The following is a 17,520-nucleotide window of genomic DNA, read 5'->3' as shown; positions in this document are numbered from 1 at the left end:
TACTTTTGTACTTTTCGAGACCCATCATGGCTGATCCCATCCTCATTGCTAAGAACAAATCCACAGAAGTTTTCCTGCGGCCTGATAAATCCAACCGCCACGGCTTGATCACCGGCGCAACAGGTACAGGCAAGACGGTGACCTTACAGACCATGGCTGAGGGCTTTAGCCGGATCGGTGTTCCCGTGTTTATGGCCGATGTTAAAGGCGATCTCACAGGTATCTCCCAAGCTGGAAAAATTGGAGAAAAACTGGCTAAAGTCCTTGCAGATCGTGCGCTAGATGCTCCTGAATCTGTAGCATATCCGGTCACACTCTGGGATGTTTTCGGCAAGCAAGGCCATCCTGTGCGCGCCACGATTTCGGATCTGGGCCCGCTGCTGCTCGCCCGCATGCTGAATTTGAACGAGACGCAGGCCGGTGTGTTGCAACTCGTCTTCAAAATCGCAGACGATCAAGGACTGCTCCTGCTCGACATGAAAGACCTGCGCGCGATGTGTCAAACCGTGGGCGATAACGCGAAGGATTTCACCACCGAATACGGCAACATCTCTGCCGCCTCCATTGGCGCGATTCAGCGCGGCCTGATGCAGATTGAAGAGCAAGGTGGTGATGTGTTTTTCGGCGAGCCGATGCTCAATATTGCTGACTTCATGCAGACGGATAGCAGCGGCAAAGGCGTGGTGAACATCCTCGCCGCTGACAAATTGCTCACCGCCCCGCGCCTGTATGCCACCTTCCTGCTTTGGCTGCTGAGTGAACTCTTTGAAACGCTGCCCGAGGTGGGCGATGTGGATAAGCCGAAGCTCGTCTTCTTCTTCGACGAAGCGCATTTGCTCTTCACCGATGCGCCCAAACCCCTGCTCGAGCGTATTGAGCTCGTCGTGCGCCTCGTGCGCTCCAAAGGCGTAGGCGTGTATTTCGTGACTCAGAATCCGCTGGACATCCCAGACTCAGTGCTCGCCCAGCTGGGCAACCGTGTGCAACATGCCCTGCGCGCGTTCACACCACGCGATCAAAAGGCCGTGAAATCCGCTGCCGAGACGATGCGGCAGAACCCCAGTGTCGATATCGAAACCGCGATCACTGAGCTGGCCGTGGGCGAAGCGCTGATCAGCTTCCTCGACGAAAAAGGCCGCCCCGGCATCACCGAGCGCGTGTATGTGCTCCCGCCGGGCAGCCAAATCGGCGTGATCTCCCCTGAGCAGCGTCAGGCCTTGATCGCCAACTCCATCGTTGCTGGCGTGTACGAAAAAACGTTAGACCGCGAATCCGCCTACGAAATCATCAAAGGCCGCACCGCTGCGAATATGGCCACAGAATCTCAAGCCGCAGAAACTGCAAAAGAGGTGGCCAAAGAAGCCACGAATGCAGCAGGCGAAGAAGCCTCAGGTGGCTGGCTCGGTGGCTTGGGCGATATGCTGGGCGGCGGCAAGAAGCGCACACGAGCCAGTGTGGGCGAGCAGCTCGTGAAATCTGCTGCGAGCTCGATTGGGCGAGAAGTCGGGCGGCAAATTATTCGTGGCGTGTTGGGCGGGATTCTCGGTCGCCGTCGTTAACTCGCCGCTTACCGTTATTTTCTAAGCATCGCACCTACGCCTGCACGTGACACTTCGCTCGGCCTGTCTTCTTGTAGGTGAACCGTGCGGAATACTCTGAGCTACTGATCTTTTGTGGCCATGATGAGATGGTTGGCCGCGCTCGACTGAGACGACATCCGCGCGAAGCATCCCGTTCCGGCGTTAATGGTGACGGTGAGCGCGTCGTTGCGTGTTTTTTTGCAATCATTTAAAGCAAAAAGAGGCAGATCGCCGGCGTATTTATTGTGCAAGCAGCTATAGAAATAATAGTAAGCAACAACGCGCCAATCACTCAAATCCGTTCCGTGATGGGTCTGAAAAAACGAAGACTGGCGCAGGGCTGATGAGGTAAATGATTCGCTTGCAGCAGGCTTGATTTCGGGATGAGATGCTAGGCGGAAAACGTAGCGGTAGTGGTACTACCGCGAGGCTTTCCAACGACGCAGATCGCCCGAAAGCGAGTCTGATGCGAGTGAAGCATTTGCCTTATCAGCCCTTGGGGCGCGGCCAACCATCTCATCATCGCTACATATGATGGGAGCTCGTCGCTTGCGGGCAAGAGCGCCTCACAAAGAAAGGCCTCGGCTTTTTCGGGCACATCACGGGACAGGCGAGCGGGTCGTGTCAAACGAAAAAATCGCTCATATACCGATTCAAGAATAAGCAAATAAGCATAAGACACCAACAAAAAAGTAGTTTGGTTTAGGGTGAGGTTACGGCACAGTACAAAGCCATGACTGATCTCGCATTTATTCTTTCTGGCTTCTTCGTTGGCTTCGTCGTCGGCCTCACGGGTGTGGGCGGTGGTTCGCTGATGACGCCGATTTTGATTTTTGGTTTCGGCATCAAGCCGATTCTGGCTGTGGGCACGGATTTGCTCTTTGCTGCATTCACCAAGCTCGGCGGTACGGTGAACCTCGCACTCGCTCGCCGGGTGGATTGGAAGATCGTAGGCACATTAAGCCTCGGCTCCGTGCCTGCCGCTTTGCTCACTGTGGCCGCGCTGCACTACGCCGGCGCAGCTCAAGAATCTGTGCAAAAGGTGATGACGACCACGTTGGGTTTTGCACTCTTACTCACCGCCGCTGCCACACTCTACAAGGCGATCAAAGGCACGCAAACCACTCAAAAAGAAATCAGCGCAGAGCAATTGGCTGAAGCGACCAAGCCACGCCACCCTGCCCTGCCCATCATCTTCGGCGCACTCATTGGCGTGTTGGTGAGTCTCACATCAGTAGGCGCTGGTGCAATTGGCGTGACAGCACTGATGCTGCTCTACCCTGCGCTGCCGCTCAATCGCATCGTGGCCGCTGACGTGGCCTACGCTGTGCCGCTCACGCTAGTAGCAGGTCTCGGCCACGCATCCATTGGTTCAGTGGATTGGCCGCTGCTCGCCAAGCTGCTCGCCGGCTCGCTGCCTGGCATTTGGTTGGGCACCAAGCTGGGCAACCATGTGCCCGATCGCGCGATTCGCTCCATTCTTTCCCTGCTGCTGGCCTATGCGGGCTTCAAGCTGCTGGCGATTTGAGCATTCAAGTTTTGTAGGTTAGAAAAATGTACACATATAACAATTTCGACAAAGAGTTCGTCAAACTGCGCGCGGCGCAATACCGCGATCAGCTCGAGCGCCGCTTGGATGGCCGCTTGAAGGAAGAAGAATTTCGCCCACTGCGCTTGCAAAACGGCTGGTATGTGCAGCGCTATGCACCGATGCTGCGCGTGGCAGTGCCTTATGGCGAGCTGAATACAGCGCAGCTGCGTGTGTTGGCGCAGATCGCCCGCGAATACGATCAGCCTAGCGAAGAAGTGTTCCAAGCTGCTGTTACAGGTCAGGCGCGTCTCTCTGGCATAGGCATTGAACTCACCAAAGGCTATGGGCACTTCACCACGCGCCAAAACATCCAATACAACTGGATTCCGCTAGAGAAATCTGCCGATGTGATGGATTTGCTCGCTACTGTGAACATGCACGGCATTCAAACCAGCGGCAATTGCATCCGCAATATCACAAGTGATGGCTTGGCAGGCATTGCGCCTGATGAGATTGCTGATCCGCGCCCATTCTGCGAAATCTTGCGTCAGTGGAGCACGCTGCATCCAGAGTTCGCATTTTTACCGCGCAAATTCAAAATCGCAGTCACGGGAGCGGAGGAAGACCGCGCCGCCACTGACTGGCACGACGTTGGACTCAAGTTGGTCAAAGCGAGGGAGGACGATGCCGCAAACGGCATTGCTCGCGGCGATTTGGGCTTTCAAGTGCTGGTCGGTGGCGGCATGGGTCGCACGCCGGTGATTGCCACCAAGATCCGTGAATTTCTGCCTTGGAACCAGATCCTCAATTACCTCGAGGCTATCGTTCGCGTGTACAACCTGTTTGGCCGCCGCGATAACAAATACAAAGCGCGCATCAAGATTTTGGTGAAAGCAGAAGGCCAGAAATACATTGATGCGGTGGAGTCTGAGTATCAAAATATCCTCACACAGGATGGCGCACCGCATACCATCACGCAAGCTGAGTTAGATCGCGTTTCTAAACATTTTGTGCCTCCAGCATTTGCAGAATGTGCGCTGAGTGCTTCTGATTTTGTAGCATCTAAGGTGTCTCGTATCTTAGAAGTGGCTGCGCATGATGATGTGGCTTTCACCCGCTGGCTCACGCGCAATGTGCACGCACACAAGAATCCGAAGCTGCGCGCTGTGACGCTCTCAGTGAAGCGAGTGGGCCAGTCTCCTGGCGATGTGACGCCCGAGCAAATGGAAGCTGCTGCGCAAATTGCGGATCAATTCAGCGCAGGCGAAATTCGCGTCACACATGATCAAAATCTGCTCTTGCCTTGGGTTAGCTGCGACGCCCTACCTGAGCTGTGGCGCGCTGCCAAGAAGGCAGGCTTTGCTTCGAGCAACATCGGCCTGCTGTCTGACATGATCGCCTGCCCCGGCGGCGATTTCTGCGATTTGGCCAATGCGCGCAGCCTGCCGATCGCCCAAGAGCTCACTGAGCGTTACCAAGATTTGGACGAGCTCGAAGACATTGGCGATATTGATCTGCACATGAGCGGCTGCATCAATTCCTGCGGCCACCACCACAGCGGCCACATCGGCATTCTCGGCGTGGATAAAGATGGCCAAGAGTGGTATCAGCTCACACTCGGTGGCTCGGATGGCAGCAAGATCAGTGGTGCATCGGTTGCTGGCAAAGTTGTCGGGCCATCGTTCTCCGCAGCAGAGATTCCAGATGCGATTGAGGCAGTGCTCAAGACCTACAAGCAACTGCGAGAGCCCCGCGGCGAGAAATTTGAGTTATTCATCGACACACTCAAACGCTTGGGCGCAGAACCATTCAAGGCTGCTGCAAACGGCGCACGCCATAAAGAAGAAGCTGCAGCTTGAAGGAATGCCCTATGAACAACACTATTGAATTAATAGCATCTCGCGCAGAAGATACGCCAGCGACAGCACTCAATGTCTTAAAAATTGCTAATGACAGCGATGTATCGGCACACAGCCAAGAAATCTCCAGCGCAGAAGTGGTGGAGCTGCATTTCCCTGCTTTCAGTGATGGCCGAGCGTTCAGTCAAGCCGTGCAGCTGCGCAAGCGCTTAGGCTTCAAAGGTGATATCCGCGCCACGGGAGATGTGCTGGTTGATCAACTCGTGCAAATGCTACGCAGCGGTTTTTCCAGCGCTGTGCTGCGTGAAGACCAAAGCTTGAAGCATGCGACCAAGCTTCTTTCACACTACAAAGATTTCTACCAAGGCGATGTGACCAACCCAGCTGCATTCTTGACGGGCAAGCTTGCATGAATGCCATTGCTCTGCATGCTCGAGCCTCGACAGACTTCGACAAGAAGCTCGCCGCCACACAGAATTTGCTGCGAGAAACTGGCGAGCTGTATCAGCCGCTCACGCAAGCCAGCAGCCTCGGTGTGGAAGATATGGTGATCACGCACCTGCTGCATGCACTCGGTGTGAAAAGCGAAGTGTTTGTGCTGCAAACCGGCAAGCTCCACGCACAGACGCTGGATTTGCTCAGCACGGTGAAAAAGCAATTCAGCGGTCAGCGCACGATCCGTATCTACGAGCCAGATGCTCAAGCGGCCGAGGCGTTTGAAGCGGCTAATGGCAAAGATGCGATGTACAAAAGTATCGCTCTGCGCAAGCAATGCTGCGATATCCGCAAGATGAAACCTTTAGCCATCGCTTTAGACGGTAAGCGCGCTTGGATCACAGGCTTGCGCAAAGAGCAATCTGATGCTCGCGCTGCAGTTCACGCTATTGACGAGAGCGGTGAAAAAATCAAAGTGAATCCTTTGCACGACTGGACTTTGGGCGATGTGTGGCATTACGTGAAGACTCACAACGTACCCTACAACGCCCTGCACGACCAGTTCTACCCCAGCATTGGCTGCGAGCCTTGCACACGCGCAGTTACGCTCGGCGAAGATTTCCGCTCAGGCCGTTGGTGGTGGGAGAACGAAGCGGCTAAGGAATGTGGCTTGCATGTTGCTGCTGAAGCTAAGTCTTTTGCAACATGACCACGAGAACGCAAAAGGCGCAGAAAAGTTTTTATGAAATAGCGCGATTGATTTGAATTTTTTGCGAATTTTGCGTTTTTTTGCGTCTTTTGCGTTCTCCTGTCTAGCAATCCAATCACTCCTTCGAAAATCAATATATGAACGCCAGAACCGAACCCCAGTTGCTCCAGCAACTCTCCAACCAGCACCTCAACGCGCTTGAAGAAGAAGCTATCTTCATCCTGCGTGAAGTCGCTGGCAGCTTTGAAAAGCCCACCCTGCTCTTCTCGGGCGGTAAAGATTCTGCTGTGCTGCTCAAGTGTGCAGAGAAAGCATTTGGCATTGGCAAGATTCCTTATCCCTTATTGATGATCGACACGGGCCATAACTATCAAGAAGTTTGCGATTTCCGTGATGCACGCGCCACCGAGTTAGGCGCAAAACTCATCGTGCGAAGCGTAGAAGACTCGATGAAACGCGGCACAGTGCGCCTGGCTCGCCCCGATGAATCACGCAATGTGCATCAATCCGTCACACTCCTCGAAGCGATTGAAGAATTTCAATTTGATGCACTGATCGGCGGTGCGCGCCGCGATGAAGAAAAAGCGCGCGCCAAAGAGCGCATCTTTTCTCACCGAGACAGCTTCGGCCAATGGCAGCCCAAAGCACAGCGCCCTGAGCTCTGGAGCCTCTTCAACACCAAGATCCACCCCGGTGAGCATTTCCGCGTGTTCCCGATCAGCAACTGGACGGAGCTGGATGTGTGGCAGTACATCGCCCGAGAAAACATCACGCTCCCCAGCATTTACTACACCCATAAACGCCCCGTCGTCGAGCGCCGTGGCCTGCTCGTGCCCATCACGCCGCTCACGCCTGCGAAGGATGGGGAGGTGATTGAAGAGCGCGATGTGCGCTTCCGCACTGTGGGCGACATCACTTGCACTGCGCCTGTGGCCAGCCTTGCAGCGAATGCGGAAGACATCGTGCTGGAAACTTTAACTGCCGAAATCTCTGAGCGCGGCGCAACGCGAATGGACGACAAAACTTCTGAGGCTTCGATGGAGAAGCGCAAGAAGGAAGGTTATTTCTAAGCTTTTTCCAAAGATCCCTTATGACTAACCAAGAGAACGCAAAAGACGCAAAACAACGCAGAAGTCGCAAAAAAACTTCTGTGAATTTTGCGTTTCTTTTGCGAATTTTGCGTTCTTCTCTACGATAGCAATTCATGCAAAACCAAGCTCTCAAATTCATCACCTGTGGCTCCGTCGATGACGGGAAATCCACCCTGATCGGCCGCCTGCTGGTAGACAGCAAAACCGCCCTGCTCGATCAAATCGCGGGCGTCTCCAAAACCGGCGAGATCGATCTCGCTCAGTTCACCGATGGTCTCACCGCCGAGCGGGAGCAAGGCATCACGATTGATGTGGCTTATCGCTACTTCTCCACCGCCAGCCGCAAATTCATCATCGGCGACGCGCCCGGCCATGAGCAATACACGCGCAATATGGTCACAGCCGCCTCCAGCGCAGATGCCGCCGTGGTGCTCGTAGATGCGACCAAGCTCGTGTGGCAGCAGCAGCCCGTACAACTCTTGCCGCAAACCAAGCGCCACAGCCTGCTCGCGCACTTGCTACGCGTGCCCAATATCGTGTTTGCCATCAACAAGCTCGATGCCGTGGAAGACGCAGAGAAAGCTTTTCTGTATATCAGTGCTGCGCTGCACAGTATGGCCGAGCAAGCTGGCATTACGATCGCAGCCATCGTTCCTGTCTCCGCACTCAAGGGTGACAACGTGGTGGAGCTGTCTAACCGCTGGCCCTTTTATTCCGGCTATAGCTTGCTACAAATCTTGGAGCAATTGCCTGCGCAATCCGCCTTGAATGAAGAGCGCCAAGTTCCGACGGCCTTACCGATTCAGTGGCTGGATAAAGATTCCAGCAGCGCTACCACAGCGCAAGGCCGCCGCACATTTTGGGGGCGCTTGGCATCTGGTAGCTTGAAAATCGGCCAAGAGCTGCAGGTCTTCCCCAGCGGGCAGAAGGCAGTGGTCGCGCAACTGCTTGATCACGCACGCGCGCCCTTGCAGCAAGACCCAGGTTTGAACACCAGCTATGGGCTGGTGCTTGATCGTGAAGTAGATATTTCGCGCGGTGATTGGATGTTCGCGCCTGATACTTTCCATCCGCAACGCAGCATCACTGCGACTGTGGCATGGTTGGATGAAGAGCCCCTACAAGCAGGCCGCACCTATCTCGCTCTGCATGGCCATCGCTGGGTCAAAGCCAAGGTGAGCGCTATCTCGCAGCGCTTTGATATTCATACGCTCTCACCTCAAGAAGCCACGCAATTGCAAGCCAACGAGATCGGCACGGTGCAGCTCGCATTGCAAGAGCCCATTGCCGCGTTGGCCTATACGCAAAGCAAAGCACTGGGCGCGATGATCTTGGTCGATACAGCCAGCCATAAGACCTCGGGAGCAGCCCTCGTCCGTTAGCCCGCGAGATAGAGAACTCGCCCCTACAAACACCCCAATTCCCAAGTAAAATCAAGGGTTTACACCAATTCTTACTGCATCGCACTTTGCGATGTTCAAACCATGACTCACATCGTTACTGAAGCCTGTATCAAATGCAAATACACCGACTGCGTGGACGTGTGCCCCGTGGATTGCTTCCGCGAAGGCCCCAACATGCTCGTCATCGATCCCGATGAGTGCATCGATTGCGCCGTCTGCATCCCAGAATGCCCCGTGAACGCGATCTACGCCGAAGAAGACACGCCAGCAGATCAAATCCACTTCATCAAACTCAACGTTGAGCTCAGCCAAAAAGCCGGCTGGAAGAGCATCACCAAGCGCAAGCCAGCGCCTGCGGATGCAGATGAGTGGAAAGACAAGACGGGCAAATTGGCTTTGCTTGAGCGTTAAACCTTGGCTATCTAAGATAGAGAACGCAAAAATCGCAAAACATACGCAAAAGACGCAAAAAAAATTCAGCTCTAGCCTAGAGCGAATTGACGTGCATTCCTTTTGCGCCTTTTGCGTACTTCTGTGCATTTTGCGTTCTAATTTTCGAGTGAAAGAATGTTATTCATGGAACCCGTAGTGAATCAAGAAATCATCAACACCGCAGCAGCCCATGACGGCCCGATTGAGACCGATGCAGTCATCATCGGCGCAGGCCCGGTAGGCTTATTCCAGGTGTTTGAGCTGGGCTTGCTCGAGATCAAGGCGCACGTAATTGATTCACTCGCCTATCCAGGCGGTCAGCCCATTGAGCTGTATCCCGATAAGCCGATTTACGATATTCCTGCAATTCCTGTTTGCACGGGTAAAGAACTCACTGATGCTTTGATGAAGCAGATCGAGCCCTTCGGTGCAACCTTCCACCTCGGCCAAACCGTGATGCAAGTGCAGAAACAAGACGATGGTCGCTTCTATATCGAGACCGACAAAGGCACGCGCTTTCTCACCAAGACCATCTTCATCGCCGCTGGTGTGGGCGCTTTCGAGCCGCGTTTGCTCAAAGTCGATGGCCTCGACGCCTTCAATGGCACACAGCTTCACTATCGTGTGAAAAACCCTGCGCTGTTCAAAGACAAAAATCTCATCATCGTTGGCGGCGGTGATTCCGCGCTTGATTGGGCACTCAACTTTGCGCAAGACGGCGAAAACAAAGCCGAGAGCGTGATCCTCGTGCATCGCCGTGATGGCTTCAAAGCCGCGCCGGCCAGCGTCGCCAAGATGAAAGAGCTCTGCGACGCTTACGAGATGCAATTCATGGTCGGCCAAGTGACCGACATCGTCGCAAACAACGGCAAACTCGAACAAGTCAAAGTCACCGGCGGCGATGGTGTGACTCGCACCGTGCCCTTGGACATGCTCCTCGTCTTCTTCGGCCTCTCGCCAAAGCTAGGGCCCATCGCCAACTGGAGCCTAGAGATCGAGCGCAAACAGCTCGTGGTGGATACCGAGAAGTTCAGTACCAACGTCCCAGGCATCTTTGCAGTGGGCGATATCAACACCTATCCCGGCAAGAAAAAGCTGATCTTGAGTGGCTTCCACGAATGCGCCCTAGCCGCTTTTGCTGCCGCCGCGATCATCTTCCCTGAGAAGGGCAAGATTCATTTGCAATACACAACGACATCGCCCAAGCTGCATAAAGTACTTGGCGTTGAGTCTCCAGTATTTGACTAAGACGCGTTAGCAAGCGTGCCGTGCTTTCACCGCGCTTGCAGAAATTGCAAACTCTTTAAGAGCACATGCTCAGATGCCTGAATCTGAGGCCAATGCCCTACCCCAGCAAGCCGTTTCACGTCAGTGCTTGGCATATATCGTAAAAATGCTTTGACCATGTGCTCGCCGGAGTTGGGATCTGCGCTTCCGTTGATCAGACATAAGCGAATCTGGCTGTTGAGCAGCGCGCCCAGCAGACGCTCGCTCAAAGCTTTTCTTTCATGCCAAAACGCACCCACCCTATGCGCAACCGCTTGACCTTGCCCGTAACAGAACAGCGCCCAAAAATCCTCTAGCAGCGAAGCGGGTGGTGCATCTGCATCGCCTCGGTATATGCTGGAAATGGTGTTCGCAAACATACTTTGCGTCACACGCGGGCCAAGCCAAGGCCCTAATTGCGTCAGCATCAAACGCTGAATCATTCTGGGTTGATAAGCATCCGGGCACACACCACCATTGAGCAAGATCAAGCTATCCATTCGAGGCAAGCTGGGGTTGGCCTGCCTTAGCGCCAGCATTTCTTGCGCGACACTCACGCCCAGATCAGAGGCCATCACCTGGCATTGCGTGATGCCCAAGTATTGAAGCAGAACATCGTGCATTTGCGCATGTGCGTTTAAGCTGTAGTCACCATCCAGCGGTTTGTCTGAAAAACCATGCCCCAGCATATCGGGGGCTATCACCGTAAAGTAGCGCCCTAAGCTCTTGTAGATAGCGTGCCAGTCGTATGAGCCTGCTGGGTAACCATGGATCAAAAGCAGCACTGGGCCTTGGCCTGCTTTTTTGTAGAACAGCTTGCGACCTCGCCAACTCATCCATTGGCCACCCTCCCCCCAAGCCAGCAATCGCTCAGAGAGTTCTGCGCTCACCTGATTGCCCACCAAAGCAATCCCAGCGCGAGCGTCAATTGGCAGAGCACACTGATCACATGAGCCACTTGTCGCAACAGGAGCTGGCGAGTGAAGATCGCCACTGCATGTAAAACGCGCGCTGCCACAAACACGCCGCCAATTGCAGCAACCACGCTCCATCCAGGTCTTACCAGCTCCATCAGCAGCATCAACACCAGCAGCAGCAAGCTTTGTTCCAGCGCATTACCGTGAGCACGTATCGCCACATGCAGATCCTTGTGGCCACCATCACCAAAGCTAACGCGATGCCGGATGCGCAGGCGAGAAATATGGAGAGACAAACCTGTGAGTAAAAGCGCCAAGACAGCGCCTGTCAGAGCAGTAAATTGAGGCATATGGGTTCTCAAAAATGTTAGACTTACAGTGTAAGGATAACATATTTTCTTGCCACAATAGCTTTTTGATCCATATTCCATGACCTGTTTCAGCAACCCTCTCTCCCATGCCTAAGACGCGCGCCACCGCAAACACCCGCAGCTCGCTAAGCCGCGACAAAATCGAAGCTGAAGCACTGGCTCTGATTGAAGCGCAGGGTTTGGAGGGCTTTAGCACCCGAAAGCTGGGCGAGCGCTTGGGCTGTGAGGCGATGAGTATTTATCACCATTACCCCAGCAAAGCGCATTTGCTCGATGCTTTGGTGGATCGCACGCTCAATAACCTACCCATTGCACCCAAAAACCACTCGCCCGCCAAGCGCATCCGCCATCTCGCGCAAGCTTGGCGAGCCATGTCGCGCCAATTCCCAAGGTTTTACTTATGGATGGCCTTGCACCGCTGGAACTCCGCCAGCGGCATCAAGTTTCTGGCCGAAGTACTGGATTGCTTTCATGCTGCAGGCTTGAAGCCTGAGGAGGCTGCGAGAGGCTTTCGAGTCTTAGGTTATTACTTGCTGGGCGCTACGCTCGAGGAGACCAGCGGCTATGCGCAAGGCCCTTCCGCCATGGAGCCAATGCCCGATGCGCAAGTAGAGCACCTGTATCCGCATGTTGCGCAAGCGAGCCGCTACTTCAGCCAAGATCAGTTTGATGCCACTTTTGAATTGGGCCTGAAGCTGCTCCTGCAAGGTTTGCACATTGAGGAGTGATATGGCTAGCTTCGCTAAGCTGAATCAAGCCACCAAGGACATCTTGCAACTCGTTGGCATTTGCGCCTTCGCCGCATCAATCACGCGGATCACGCGAAAGCCATAGCCTGAGCCTTCTACGTCGTATTTCACGCCAGGTGTGCCCATCTTGTCCATGAGGCCAACGACCAAAGGCTGCTGGAATTGGTGATCTGCGGATCGCATGCCACCGCTCTGGCCGAAAAGATTCACATTGATTTTGGAGAGACGCTGCGCAAGCGCAGCAGCATCAATCACAGCAGCTGAATTCGTGCCCTGCAGGCCTTGCGCGAGCGCCTCCATCATCAGGTGCATGCGCATGTGCACGTAATCGTCTTCCGGCTTGGGGAAACGAGTGCGGAAGGCTTGCATGAAGGCATCTGCATCACGTTGGCGTGATCCCTTCACGATCCCATCTGATGCAGCCACGTTAGGCAGCCAATCTGCCACAGCAATCACTTTGCCGATCCCCGCTTCGCCAATCGCAGCAGGCGCGCCGAGAGCGTTGCCATAGAAAGTGTAGAACTTGCCATCAAAGCCGACTTCTTTGCAGGCCTTGATCAGCAAGGTGAGATCGTTGCCGAAATTTCCAGTGAGAACAGCGCCTGCGCCGCTGGCCTTGATCTTGGCCGCATAAGGCGCAAAATCTTTGATGCGACCCAAGGGATGCAATTCATCACCCACGATCGCAATATCACTCCTTTGCAAACCCAGCTGGCGCTTGCCCTCTCGCAACACGGCTTGGCCAAAGCTGTAGTCCTGCCCAATGAGGTAGATAGATTTCAAAGCGCGGTCTTCGCGCAGCACTTCCATCAGCGCCGCCATGCGCATGTCCGCATGCGCATCAAAACGGAAATGCCAAGGGCTGCATTTCTCGTTGGTGAGAATCGGATCGACTGCCGAATAATTCAAAAACACCAAGCGCTTCTCGGGTACGCGCTCATTGTGTTTATTCACCGCATCGATCAACGCGGCAGCCACGGACGAGCTGTTGCCCTGCATGATGATTTGAGCGCCATCGTCAATCGCGGCACGTAGCATCGCCAGAGCCTCTTCCACTTGGCCTTTGCTGTCATAGCGCTCCAGCTCCAAGCGGCGAGTGGTATTGCTCGCACGCTCGGCGCCAATCAACTGCACGCCACCGCGGGCGTTCACACGCTCTGTGGCCCACACCAGATTGCGAAACACGGCTTCCCCCGTGTTGGCGAACGCACCTGACAAAGCCTCAATCAATGCTATTTTTATAGGAGCACTTCGCGCAGTACCGATGCCGGCAATCTGGCCAAAAGCCTTAGAAAAACCAACCGATGTAGTGGCAATCAGCATGCTTTTCAAGAGCACACGCTTAGAAATATTTTTACTTTGTGGCATCAAACAACTCCCTTGAAACCTGACCTAAACGCCGCAGATTCGATGCATGCGGCAACGCTCTCATCATGGGGATGAGCAACGCACGAGCCGCGAGTGTACTAGGAGTTTGCTATGTTTTTCTCACCTGTTCGTGTTTCCCGTTCCGCATTGAATGGTTATGGCTATGTGCCTCACATCTGGTCACGGTTTGATGCTTTCGATGCTGCAGAGTCGCGCAGCCAAGTCGAAAGTGATGACACCTCAATCACATTGACTTTAGATGTGCCAGGCCTCTCCAAAGAGCAGCTCACCATCGGCATCGAAGGCCGCATCGTGCGCATTGCTTCTAAAGATGATGCACCACGAAGTTTCAAAGCCACTTACAAGCTAGGCAGCGATGTGGACGCAGCGCAAAGCGAAGCCAAGCTGGAAAATGGTGTGCTGACTTTGAAGTTTGCGAAGATCGCACCTGAGAGCCGTCAGACGCTGCTCACGATCAATTGATCGCATCAAACTTGGTCAAGAGGCCAACGCGGCTTCACATCAAAGGCGTAGTCCCGCGAGGGCTGCGCCTTGTCCGTTTGTAATCGCATTGCGGCAGCCAGCGCAATCATTGCGCCATTGTCCGTACACAAATGCAATTCAGGGTAATGCACGCGAATGCCCGCCTTTGCGCAAGCTGCGTTGAGCTGCTCGCGCAAGCTGCGATTCGCGCCTACACCGCCAGCAACGACCAAGCGTTGTAAACCTGATTGCAGCACCGCCTTCAGTGATTTCTTCACCAGCACTTCCGTGATCGCCGCCTGAATGCTCGATGCCAAATCACGCCGCGTCGCTTCAGACAAAGACTCAATCCCTGCGCCGCGCACCGTTGCCCCCTCTGGCACATCGCCCACCAAGCGTTTGATCTGCGTGAGCACAGCCGTCTTCAAACCAGCAAAAGAAAAATCTAAATCCCCGCTGTGCAGCAAAGGGCGTGGAAATTTAAACGCAGCGGGATCTCCCCCCTCAGCCAACTTCGCCAACTGCGGCCCACCCGGATAAGGCAAACCCAGCAATTTCGCCGTCTTGTCAAACGCCTCGCCAGCTGCATCATCAATGGTCTCGCCTAGCAGCGCATATTCCCCCACACCATCCACTCGCATCAATTGCGTATGCCCGCCACTTACCAGCAGTGCAATAAATGGAAACTGAGGCGGATCAGCACTCAAAAAAGGCGAGAGCAAATGCCCCTCCAGGTGGTGCACTCCAATCACCGGCTTTCCCAAAGCGCTCCCAAGCGCGCAAGCCGCGCCCGCGCCCACGAGCAGCGCACCCGCCAACCCAGGGCCGCGTGTGTATGCTACATAATCAATAGCATTCAGCGCAGTATTTCTGCCGGCGAGTGCCTCATTTGTCAATGGAATCAAGCGCCGAATATGATCCCGGCTCGCCAATTCAGGCACGACACCTCCATAGGCGCGATGCATCTCGATCTGGCTGTGCAGCGCTGCACCTAGAAGCTCAGGCGTTTTACCGCTACACATCTGAACCACAGCAACGCCCGTCTCATCGCAAGACGATTCGATACCAAGAACAAGCGATTTAGACGAAACTAGCTGAGACAATTTCATTCGCTGTAGATTTTGCATGAAAAAAAGCCGCCTGCACAGAATGCAGACGGCAATCGAGGGTAGTCAGAATTTGATTATCGCAGTAATGAAGACCACAAGCTATTGCGCGTGTTGACGTTCTGTTGATCGTCACGTGACCACACAACTATTCCCTGACCGGCACGATTCATCGTAAAGTAAATGTCTTCGACACCGCTAATGCCTGTCACAAGGTTTGTGCTTGAACCCCACGCGCCCCCCAACTCCTTTACACGGTAGGTAGGACTGCTGACCAGCAAGCCTTCACCTACCAGAAAAGCGCGACCATCAGCTGTGAGGCCAAGTTTCGCGCTAGCCATTGATAGATGCGTTGAAGCAATAGGCGTTTCCGTGATGTCGGCAATAGCAGACCAACCATTTGCAGGTGAATACGACATAGAGCGGAACGTTGTGACACCAGCAAACCAGGTCGCCACGGCCTGCCCTGCTTCATTCATTTCAAGGCGGATGAATGAATTGGAAATGCTTGAGCTGTTGCTGATCGTTTCAAACCTCGCAGCGCCTTGCCAGCCGCTGCCCTCGCGGTACATGTTGTAGTACAGCTCATTTCCCTGCTGCCACATGGCAATTCCGTTGCCTTGAGCATCCATGACCATGCGCATAGCTTTGTTGCCTGCACTCTGAACGCTTCCTGAATTTGTTTCAAGGACTTGTGGCGTCGCCCAGCCACCTGCCGCTGTGTAGCGGGAGGCTACAAGATCGTCAATTCCGCCGCCTGGATTTTCCTGGGCCCAGATAGCAATAGCAGTTCCGTTACTACTGAGGGCAATATCGCCGCCTGAATAACCCAGACCCGCACCACGTTGATCGAGGCGAACTGGTGTTGTCCAGCCCCCGGCCACTTGCAAGGTGGCGTTGTACATGCCCACGCTACCCACACGAATGAGGATACCGATGTTACCTTGCGCATCCATCAAACCTTGCAGCAGATCGGTGAAGTATGGCGAGATAGCAGCTGGTTGAGTCACGGTTGCCCAACCACTTCCTGGCGTATAACGACGAGCGACGATGCCCGTGCCTCCTTTGAGCCAAGTCACTCGACCCGCATCATCGATGAACAAATTGCCGCTGATCATGCCGGATAGCAAGCTGCTAGCCGTCAAACCAGGCACTGCCTCAGGAGACTGCCAGCCCGAGCCTGTTAAATAGCGACGCATCCAAGCTTTATACGTGCTGTTGTTGGGCGTGCCATCGGATTGCTCCCACATTACAACGGTATTCCCATTTGGGCTAACTGCAACCATCGCATTCAAGCCTGCATTGTTCAGCAGAGACGAAAGACGCGCCACGTTGTAGTCTGCCAAGTCTTCGACCAAAGCTGGGGACTGGAACACAACTGCCGAAGGAGCGGCAGTAAACGATGCCTGAACACTGCGCGCCTGCGTCATTTGCACAGCACATGTACTGGCCGTGCCTGAGCAAGCCCCCCCCCAACCCGCAAAGACCTGCCCACCATTGGCAACCGCCGTTAGCGTCACAGTAGCAGAAGAGACGAAGTTGGCGTTGCATGTGCTACCGCAATCAATGCCAGCAGGGGATGACGTGACACGACCCGATCCTGATACTGCGACATTCATGGCGAAACTTGTACCCTGAATCGGAGCAAAGTTGGCAGCGACGTCACGCGCTTGGCTCATGGTGACTAAACAGCTGCTCGCCGAACCAGCGCAAGAACCAGACCAGCCCGTAAAGCTTTGCCCCGACCCTGGTGTGGCTGTGAGTGAGACAATGGTGTTGTCTGCAAACAAGGAACTGCAGCCTGTTGCTGGGCAGTTGATGCCAGAAGGTTGCGATACAACTGTCCCGGTGCCGTTGACTGTAACACTCAGCGTGTAGCTGCTCAACCCAGCAGACGCCATGAAGTTGGCTTGCACTATACGCGCTTGGCTCATTGTGACAACACAACTATTCGCAGACCCTGAGCAATCACCTGACCATCCCGAAAAAGTAGCTGTGCTAGCAGGCGTAGCTGACAATATGACTATGGTATCAACAGCGAATTCTGCAGAACAAGCCGCACCACAGTCGATGCCCAAAGGCAAAGACTTAACTGTACCCTCCCCTGATTTATTGATTGTCAATTGGTAGCTGCTAACCTGCGGAGGGGGATTGTTTGGTGGATCATCGGGTGCAACGCTATCGCTGCCGCCACACGCCGATAAAACCACAGCTAGCATG

The 17,520-nt window shown here is 54.3% G+C and carries 16 protein-coding genes; 11 read left to right on the top strand and 5 right to left on the bottom strand.

Annotated elements, in window-relative coordinates; genetic code table 11:
- Positions 1-26 precede the first annotated feature (26 nt).
- The 9 genes from KIH26_RS04435 (at position 27) to KIH26_RS04395 (ending at position 10,288) form a co-directional block, all read left to right on the top strand.
- Complete coding sequence (locus KIH26_RS04435) at positions 27-1,559, top strand: helicase HerA-like domain-containing protein (RefSeq protein ID WP_213442850.1); 1,533 nt, start codon at positions 27-29, stop codon at positions 1,557-1,559.
- A 754-nt stretch (positions 1,560-2,313) separates the two neighbouring features.
- On the top strand, positions 2,314-3,108 hold the full coding sequence (locus KIH26_RS04430; RefSeq protein ID WP_213442848.1) for a sulfite exporter TauE/SafE family protein: 795 nt from the start codon (positions 2,314-2,316) through the stop codon (positions 3,106-3,108).
- Positions 3,109-3,134: 26 nt separating this feature from the next.
- Entirely contained in the window at positions 3,135-4,970 is a 1,836-nt protein-coding gene (locus tag KIH26_RS04425) for a nitrite/sulfite reductase (protein WP_213442846.1), read from the top strand.
- An 11-nt stretch (positions 4,971-4,981) separates the two neighbouring features.
- Positions 4,982-5,383: a DUF934 domain-containing protein gene (locus KIH26_RS04420; RefSeq protein WP_213442844.1), complete on the top strand. Its 402-nt coding sequence runs from the start codon at positions 4,982-4,984 to the stop codon at positions 5,381-5,383.
- Positions 5,380-6,114 carry a phosphoadenylyl-sulfate reductase gene (locus KIH26_RS04415; RefSeq protein WP_213442842.1) on the top strand — a complete coding sequence of 245 codons (735 nt, stop codon included), beginning with the start codon at positions 5,380-5,382 and terminating at the stop codon, positions 6,112-6,114. The genes KIH26_RS04420 and KIH26_RS04415 overlap by 4 nt, the downstream gene beginning before the upstream one ends.
- 137 nt (positions 6,115-6,251) lie before the next feature.
- The gene (gene cysD, locus KIH26_RS04410) at positions 6,252-7,184 is read left to right on the top strand and encodes a sulfate adenylyltransferase subunit CysD (RefSeq protein WP_213442839.1); all 933 of its coding nucleotides are present in this window, start codon (positions 6,252-6,254) and stop codon (positions 7,182-7,184) included.
- A gap of 134 nt (positions 7,185-7,318) precedes the next feature.
- Positions 7,319-8,587, top strand: coding sequence for a sulfate adenylyltransferase subunit 1 (locus tag KIH26_RS04405; RefSeq protein WP_213442837.1), 1,269 nt, complete (start codon positions 7,319-7,321; stop codon positions 8,585-8,587).
- 102 nt (positions 8,588-8,689) lie between these two features.
- Positions 8,690-9,019 (top strand): ferredoxin FdxA, encoded by a 330-nt coding sequence (gene fdxA, locus KIH26_RS04400; protein WP_213442836.1) that lies wholly within the window; start codon positions 8,690-8,692, stop codon positions 9,017-9,019.
- Positions 9,020-9,184: 165 nt separating this feature from the next.
- Positions 9,185-10,288, top strand: coding sequence for an NAD(P)/FAD-dependent oxidoreductase (locus tag KIH26_RS04395; RefSeq protein ID WP_213442834.1), 1,104 nt, complete (start codon positions 9,185-9,187; stop codon positions 10,286-10,288).
- Positions 10,289-10,314: 26 nt separating this feature from the next.
- On the opposite strand, the gene KIH26_RS04390 is transcribed toward KIH26_RS04395, so the two are convergent.
- The gene (locus tag KIH26_RS04390; protein WP_349627841.1) at positions 10,315-11,196 is read right to left on the bottom strand and encodes an alpha/beta fold hydrolase; all 882 of its coding nucleotides are present in this window, start codon (positions 11,194-11,196) and stop codon (positions 10,315-10,317) included.
- On the bottom strand, positions 11,193-11,573 hold the full coding sequence (locus KIH26_RS04385; RefSeq protein WP_213442832.1) for an MAPEG family protein: 381 nt from the start codon (positions 11,571-11,573) through the stop codon (positions 11,193-11,195). Before KIH26_RS04385 ends, KIH26_RS04390 begins: the two co-directional genes overlap by 4 nt.
- A 107-nt stretch (positions 11,574-11,680) precedes the next feature.
- On the opposite strand from KIH26_RS04385, the gene KIH26_RS04380 reads away from it, so the two are divergent.
- On the top strand, positions 11,681-12,322 hold the full coding sequence (locus tag KIH26_RS04380; protein WP_213442830.1) for a TetR/AcrR family transcriptional regulator: 642 nt from the start codon (positions 11,681-11,683) through the stop codon (positions 12,320-12,322).
- 24 nt (positions 12,323-12,346) lie between these two features.
- Here the strand turns inward: KIH26_RS04380 and KIH26_RS04375 are convergent, their stop codons facing one another.
- Positions 12,347-13,711, bottom strand: coding sequence for a branched-chain amino acid ABC transporter substrate-binding protein (locus KIH26_RS04375; protein WP_249660948.1), 1,365 nt, complete (start codon positions 13,709-13,711; stop codon positions 12,347-12,349).
- A 111-nt stretch (positions 13,712-13,822) separates the two neighbouring features.
- Between KIH26_RS04375 and KIH26_RS04370 the strand changes: the two genes are divergently transcribed.
- On the top strand, positions 13,823-14,194 hold the full coding sequence (locus KIH26_RS04370) for an Hsp20/alpha crystallin family protein (RefSeq protein ID WP_213442829.1): 372 nt from the start codon (positions 13,823-13,825) through the stop codon (positions 14,192-14,194).
- 5 nt (positions 14,195-14,199) lie between these two features.
- Here KIH26_RS04370 and tsaD read toward each other — a convergent pair whose 3' ends face one another.
- Positions 14,200-15,303: a tRNA (adenosine(37)-N6)-threonylcarbamoyltransferase complex transferase subunit TsaD gene (gene tsaD / locus KIH26_RS04365; protein WP_213442827.1), complete on the bottom strand. Its 1,104-nt coding sequence runs from the start codon at positions 15,301-15,303 to the stop codon at positions 14,200-14,202.
- 74 nt (positions 15,304-15,377) lie between these two features.
- Positions 15,378-17,519, bottom strand: coding sequence for an InlB B-repeat-containing protein (locus tag KIH26_RS04360; RefSeq protein WP_283770135.1), 2,142 nt, complete (start codon positions 17,517-17,519; stop codon positions 15,378-15,380).
- Position 17,520 lies beyond the last annotated feature (1 nt).

The organism is Variovorax sp. PCZ-1 (genome assembly GCF_018413605.1).
Lineage (GTDB): Bacteria > Pseudomonadota > Gammaproteobacteria > Burkholderiales > Burkholderiaceae_C > JANMDU01.
The sequence above is the reverse complement of the archived record's forward strand: the minus strand, read 5'-3'. Positions and strand labels throughout refer to the sequence as shown.

Bases quoted from the DNA above. Each gene is read 5' to 3' on its own strand.
- KIH26_RS04370 (WP_213442829.1), top strand. From the start codon at position 13,823: ATGTTTTTCTCACCTGTTCGTGTTTCCCGTTCCGCATTGAATGGTTAT.
- KIH26_RS04420 (WP_213442844.1), top strand. From the start codon at position 4,982: ATGAACAACACTATTGAATTAATAGCATCTCGCGCAGAAGATACGCCA.
- KIH26_RS04360 (WP_283770135.1), bottom strand. From the start codon at position 17,519: ATGCTAGCTGTGGTTTTATCGGCGTGTGGCGGCAGCGATAGCGTTGCA.
- KIH26_RS04435 (WP_213442850.1), top strand. From the start codon at position 27: ATGGCTGATCCCATCCTCATTGCTAAGAACAAATCCACAGAAGTTTTC.
- KIH26_RS04415 (WP_213442842.1), top strand. From the start codon at position 5,380: ATGAATGCCATTGCTCTGCATGCTCGAGCCTCGACAGACTTCGACAAG.
- KIH26_RS04425 (WP_213442846.1), top strand. From the start codon at position 3,135: ATGTACACATATAACAATTTCGACAAAGAGTTCGTCAAACTGCGCGCG.
- KIH26_RS04430 (WP_213442848.1), top strand. From the start codon at position 2,314: ATGACTGATCTCGCATTTATTCTTTCTGGCTTCTTCGTTGGCTTCGTC.
- tsaD (WP_213442827.1), bottom strand. From the start codon at position 15,303: ATGAAATTGTCTCAGCTAGTTTCGTCTAAATCGCTTGTTCTTGGTATC.
- KIH26_RS04380 (WP_213442830.1), top strand. From the start codon at position 11,681: ATGCCTAAGACGCGCGCCACCGCAAACACCCGCAGCTCGCTAAGCCGC.
- KIH26_RS04395 (WP_213442834.1), top strand. From the start codon at position 9,185: ATGGAACCCGTAGTGAATCAAGAAATCATCAACACCGCAGCAGCCCAT.
- KIH26_RS04385 (WP_213442832.1), bottom strand. From the start codon at position 11,573: ATGCCTCAATTTACTGCTCTGACAGGCGCTGTCTTGGCGCTTTTACTC.
- KIH26_RS04405 (WP_213442837.1), top strand. From the start codon at position 7,319: ATGCAAAACCAAGCTCTCAAATTCATCACCTGTGGCTCCGTCGATGAC.
- KIH26_RS04375 (WP_249660948.1), bottom strand. From the start codon at position 13,711: ATGCCACAAAGTAAAAATATTTCTAAGCGTGTGCTCTTGAAAAGCATG.
- fdxA (WP_213442836.1), top strand. From the start codon at position 8,690: ATGACTCACATCGTTACTGAAGCCTGTATCAAATGCAAATACACCGAC.
- cysD (WP_213442839.1), top strand. From the start codon at position 6,252: ATGAACGCCAGAACCGAACCCCAGTTGCTCCAGCAACTCTCCAACCAG.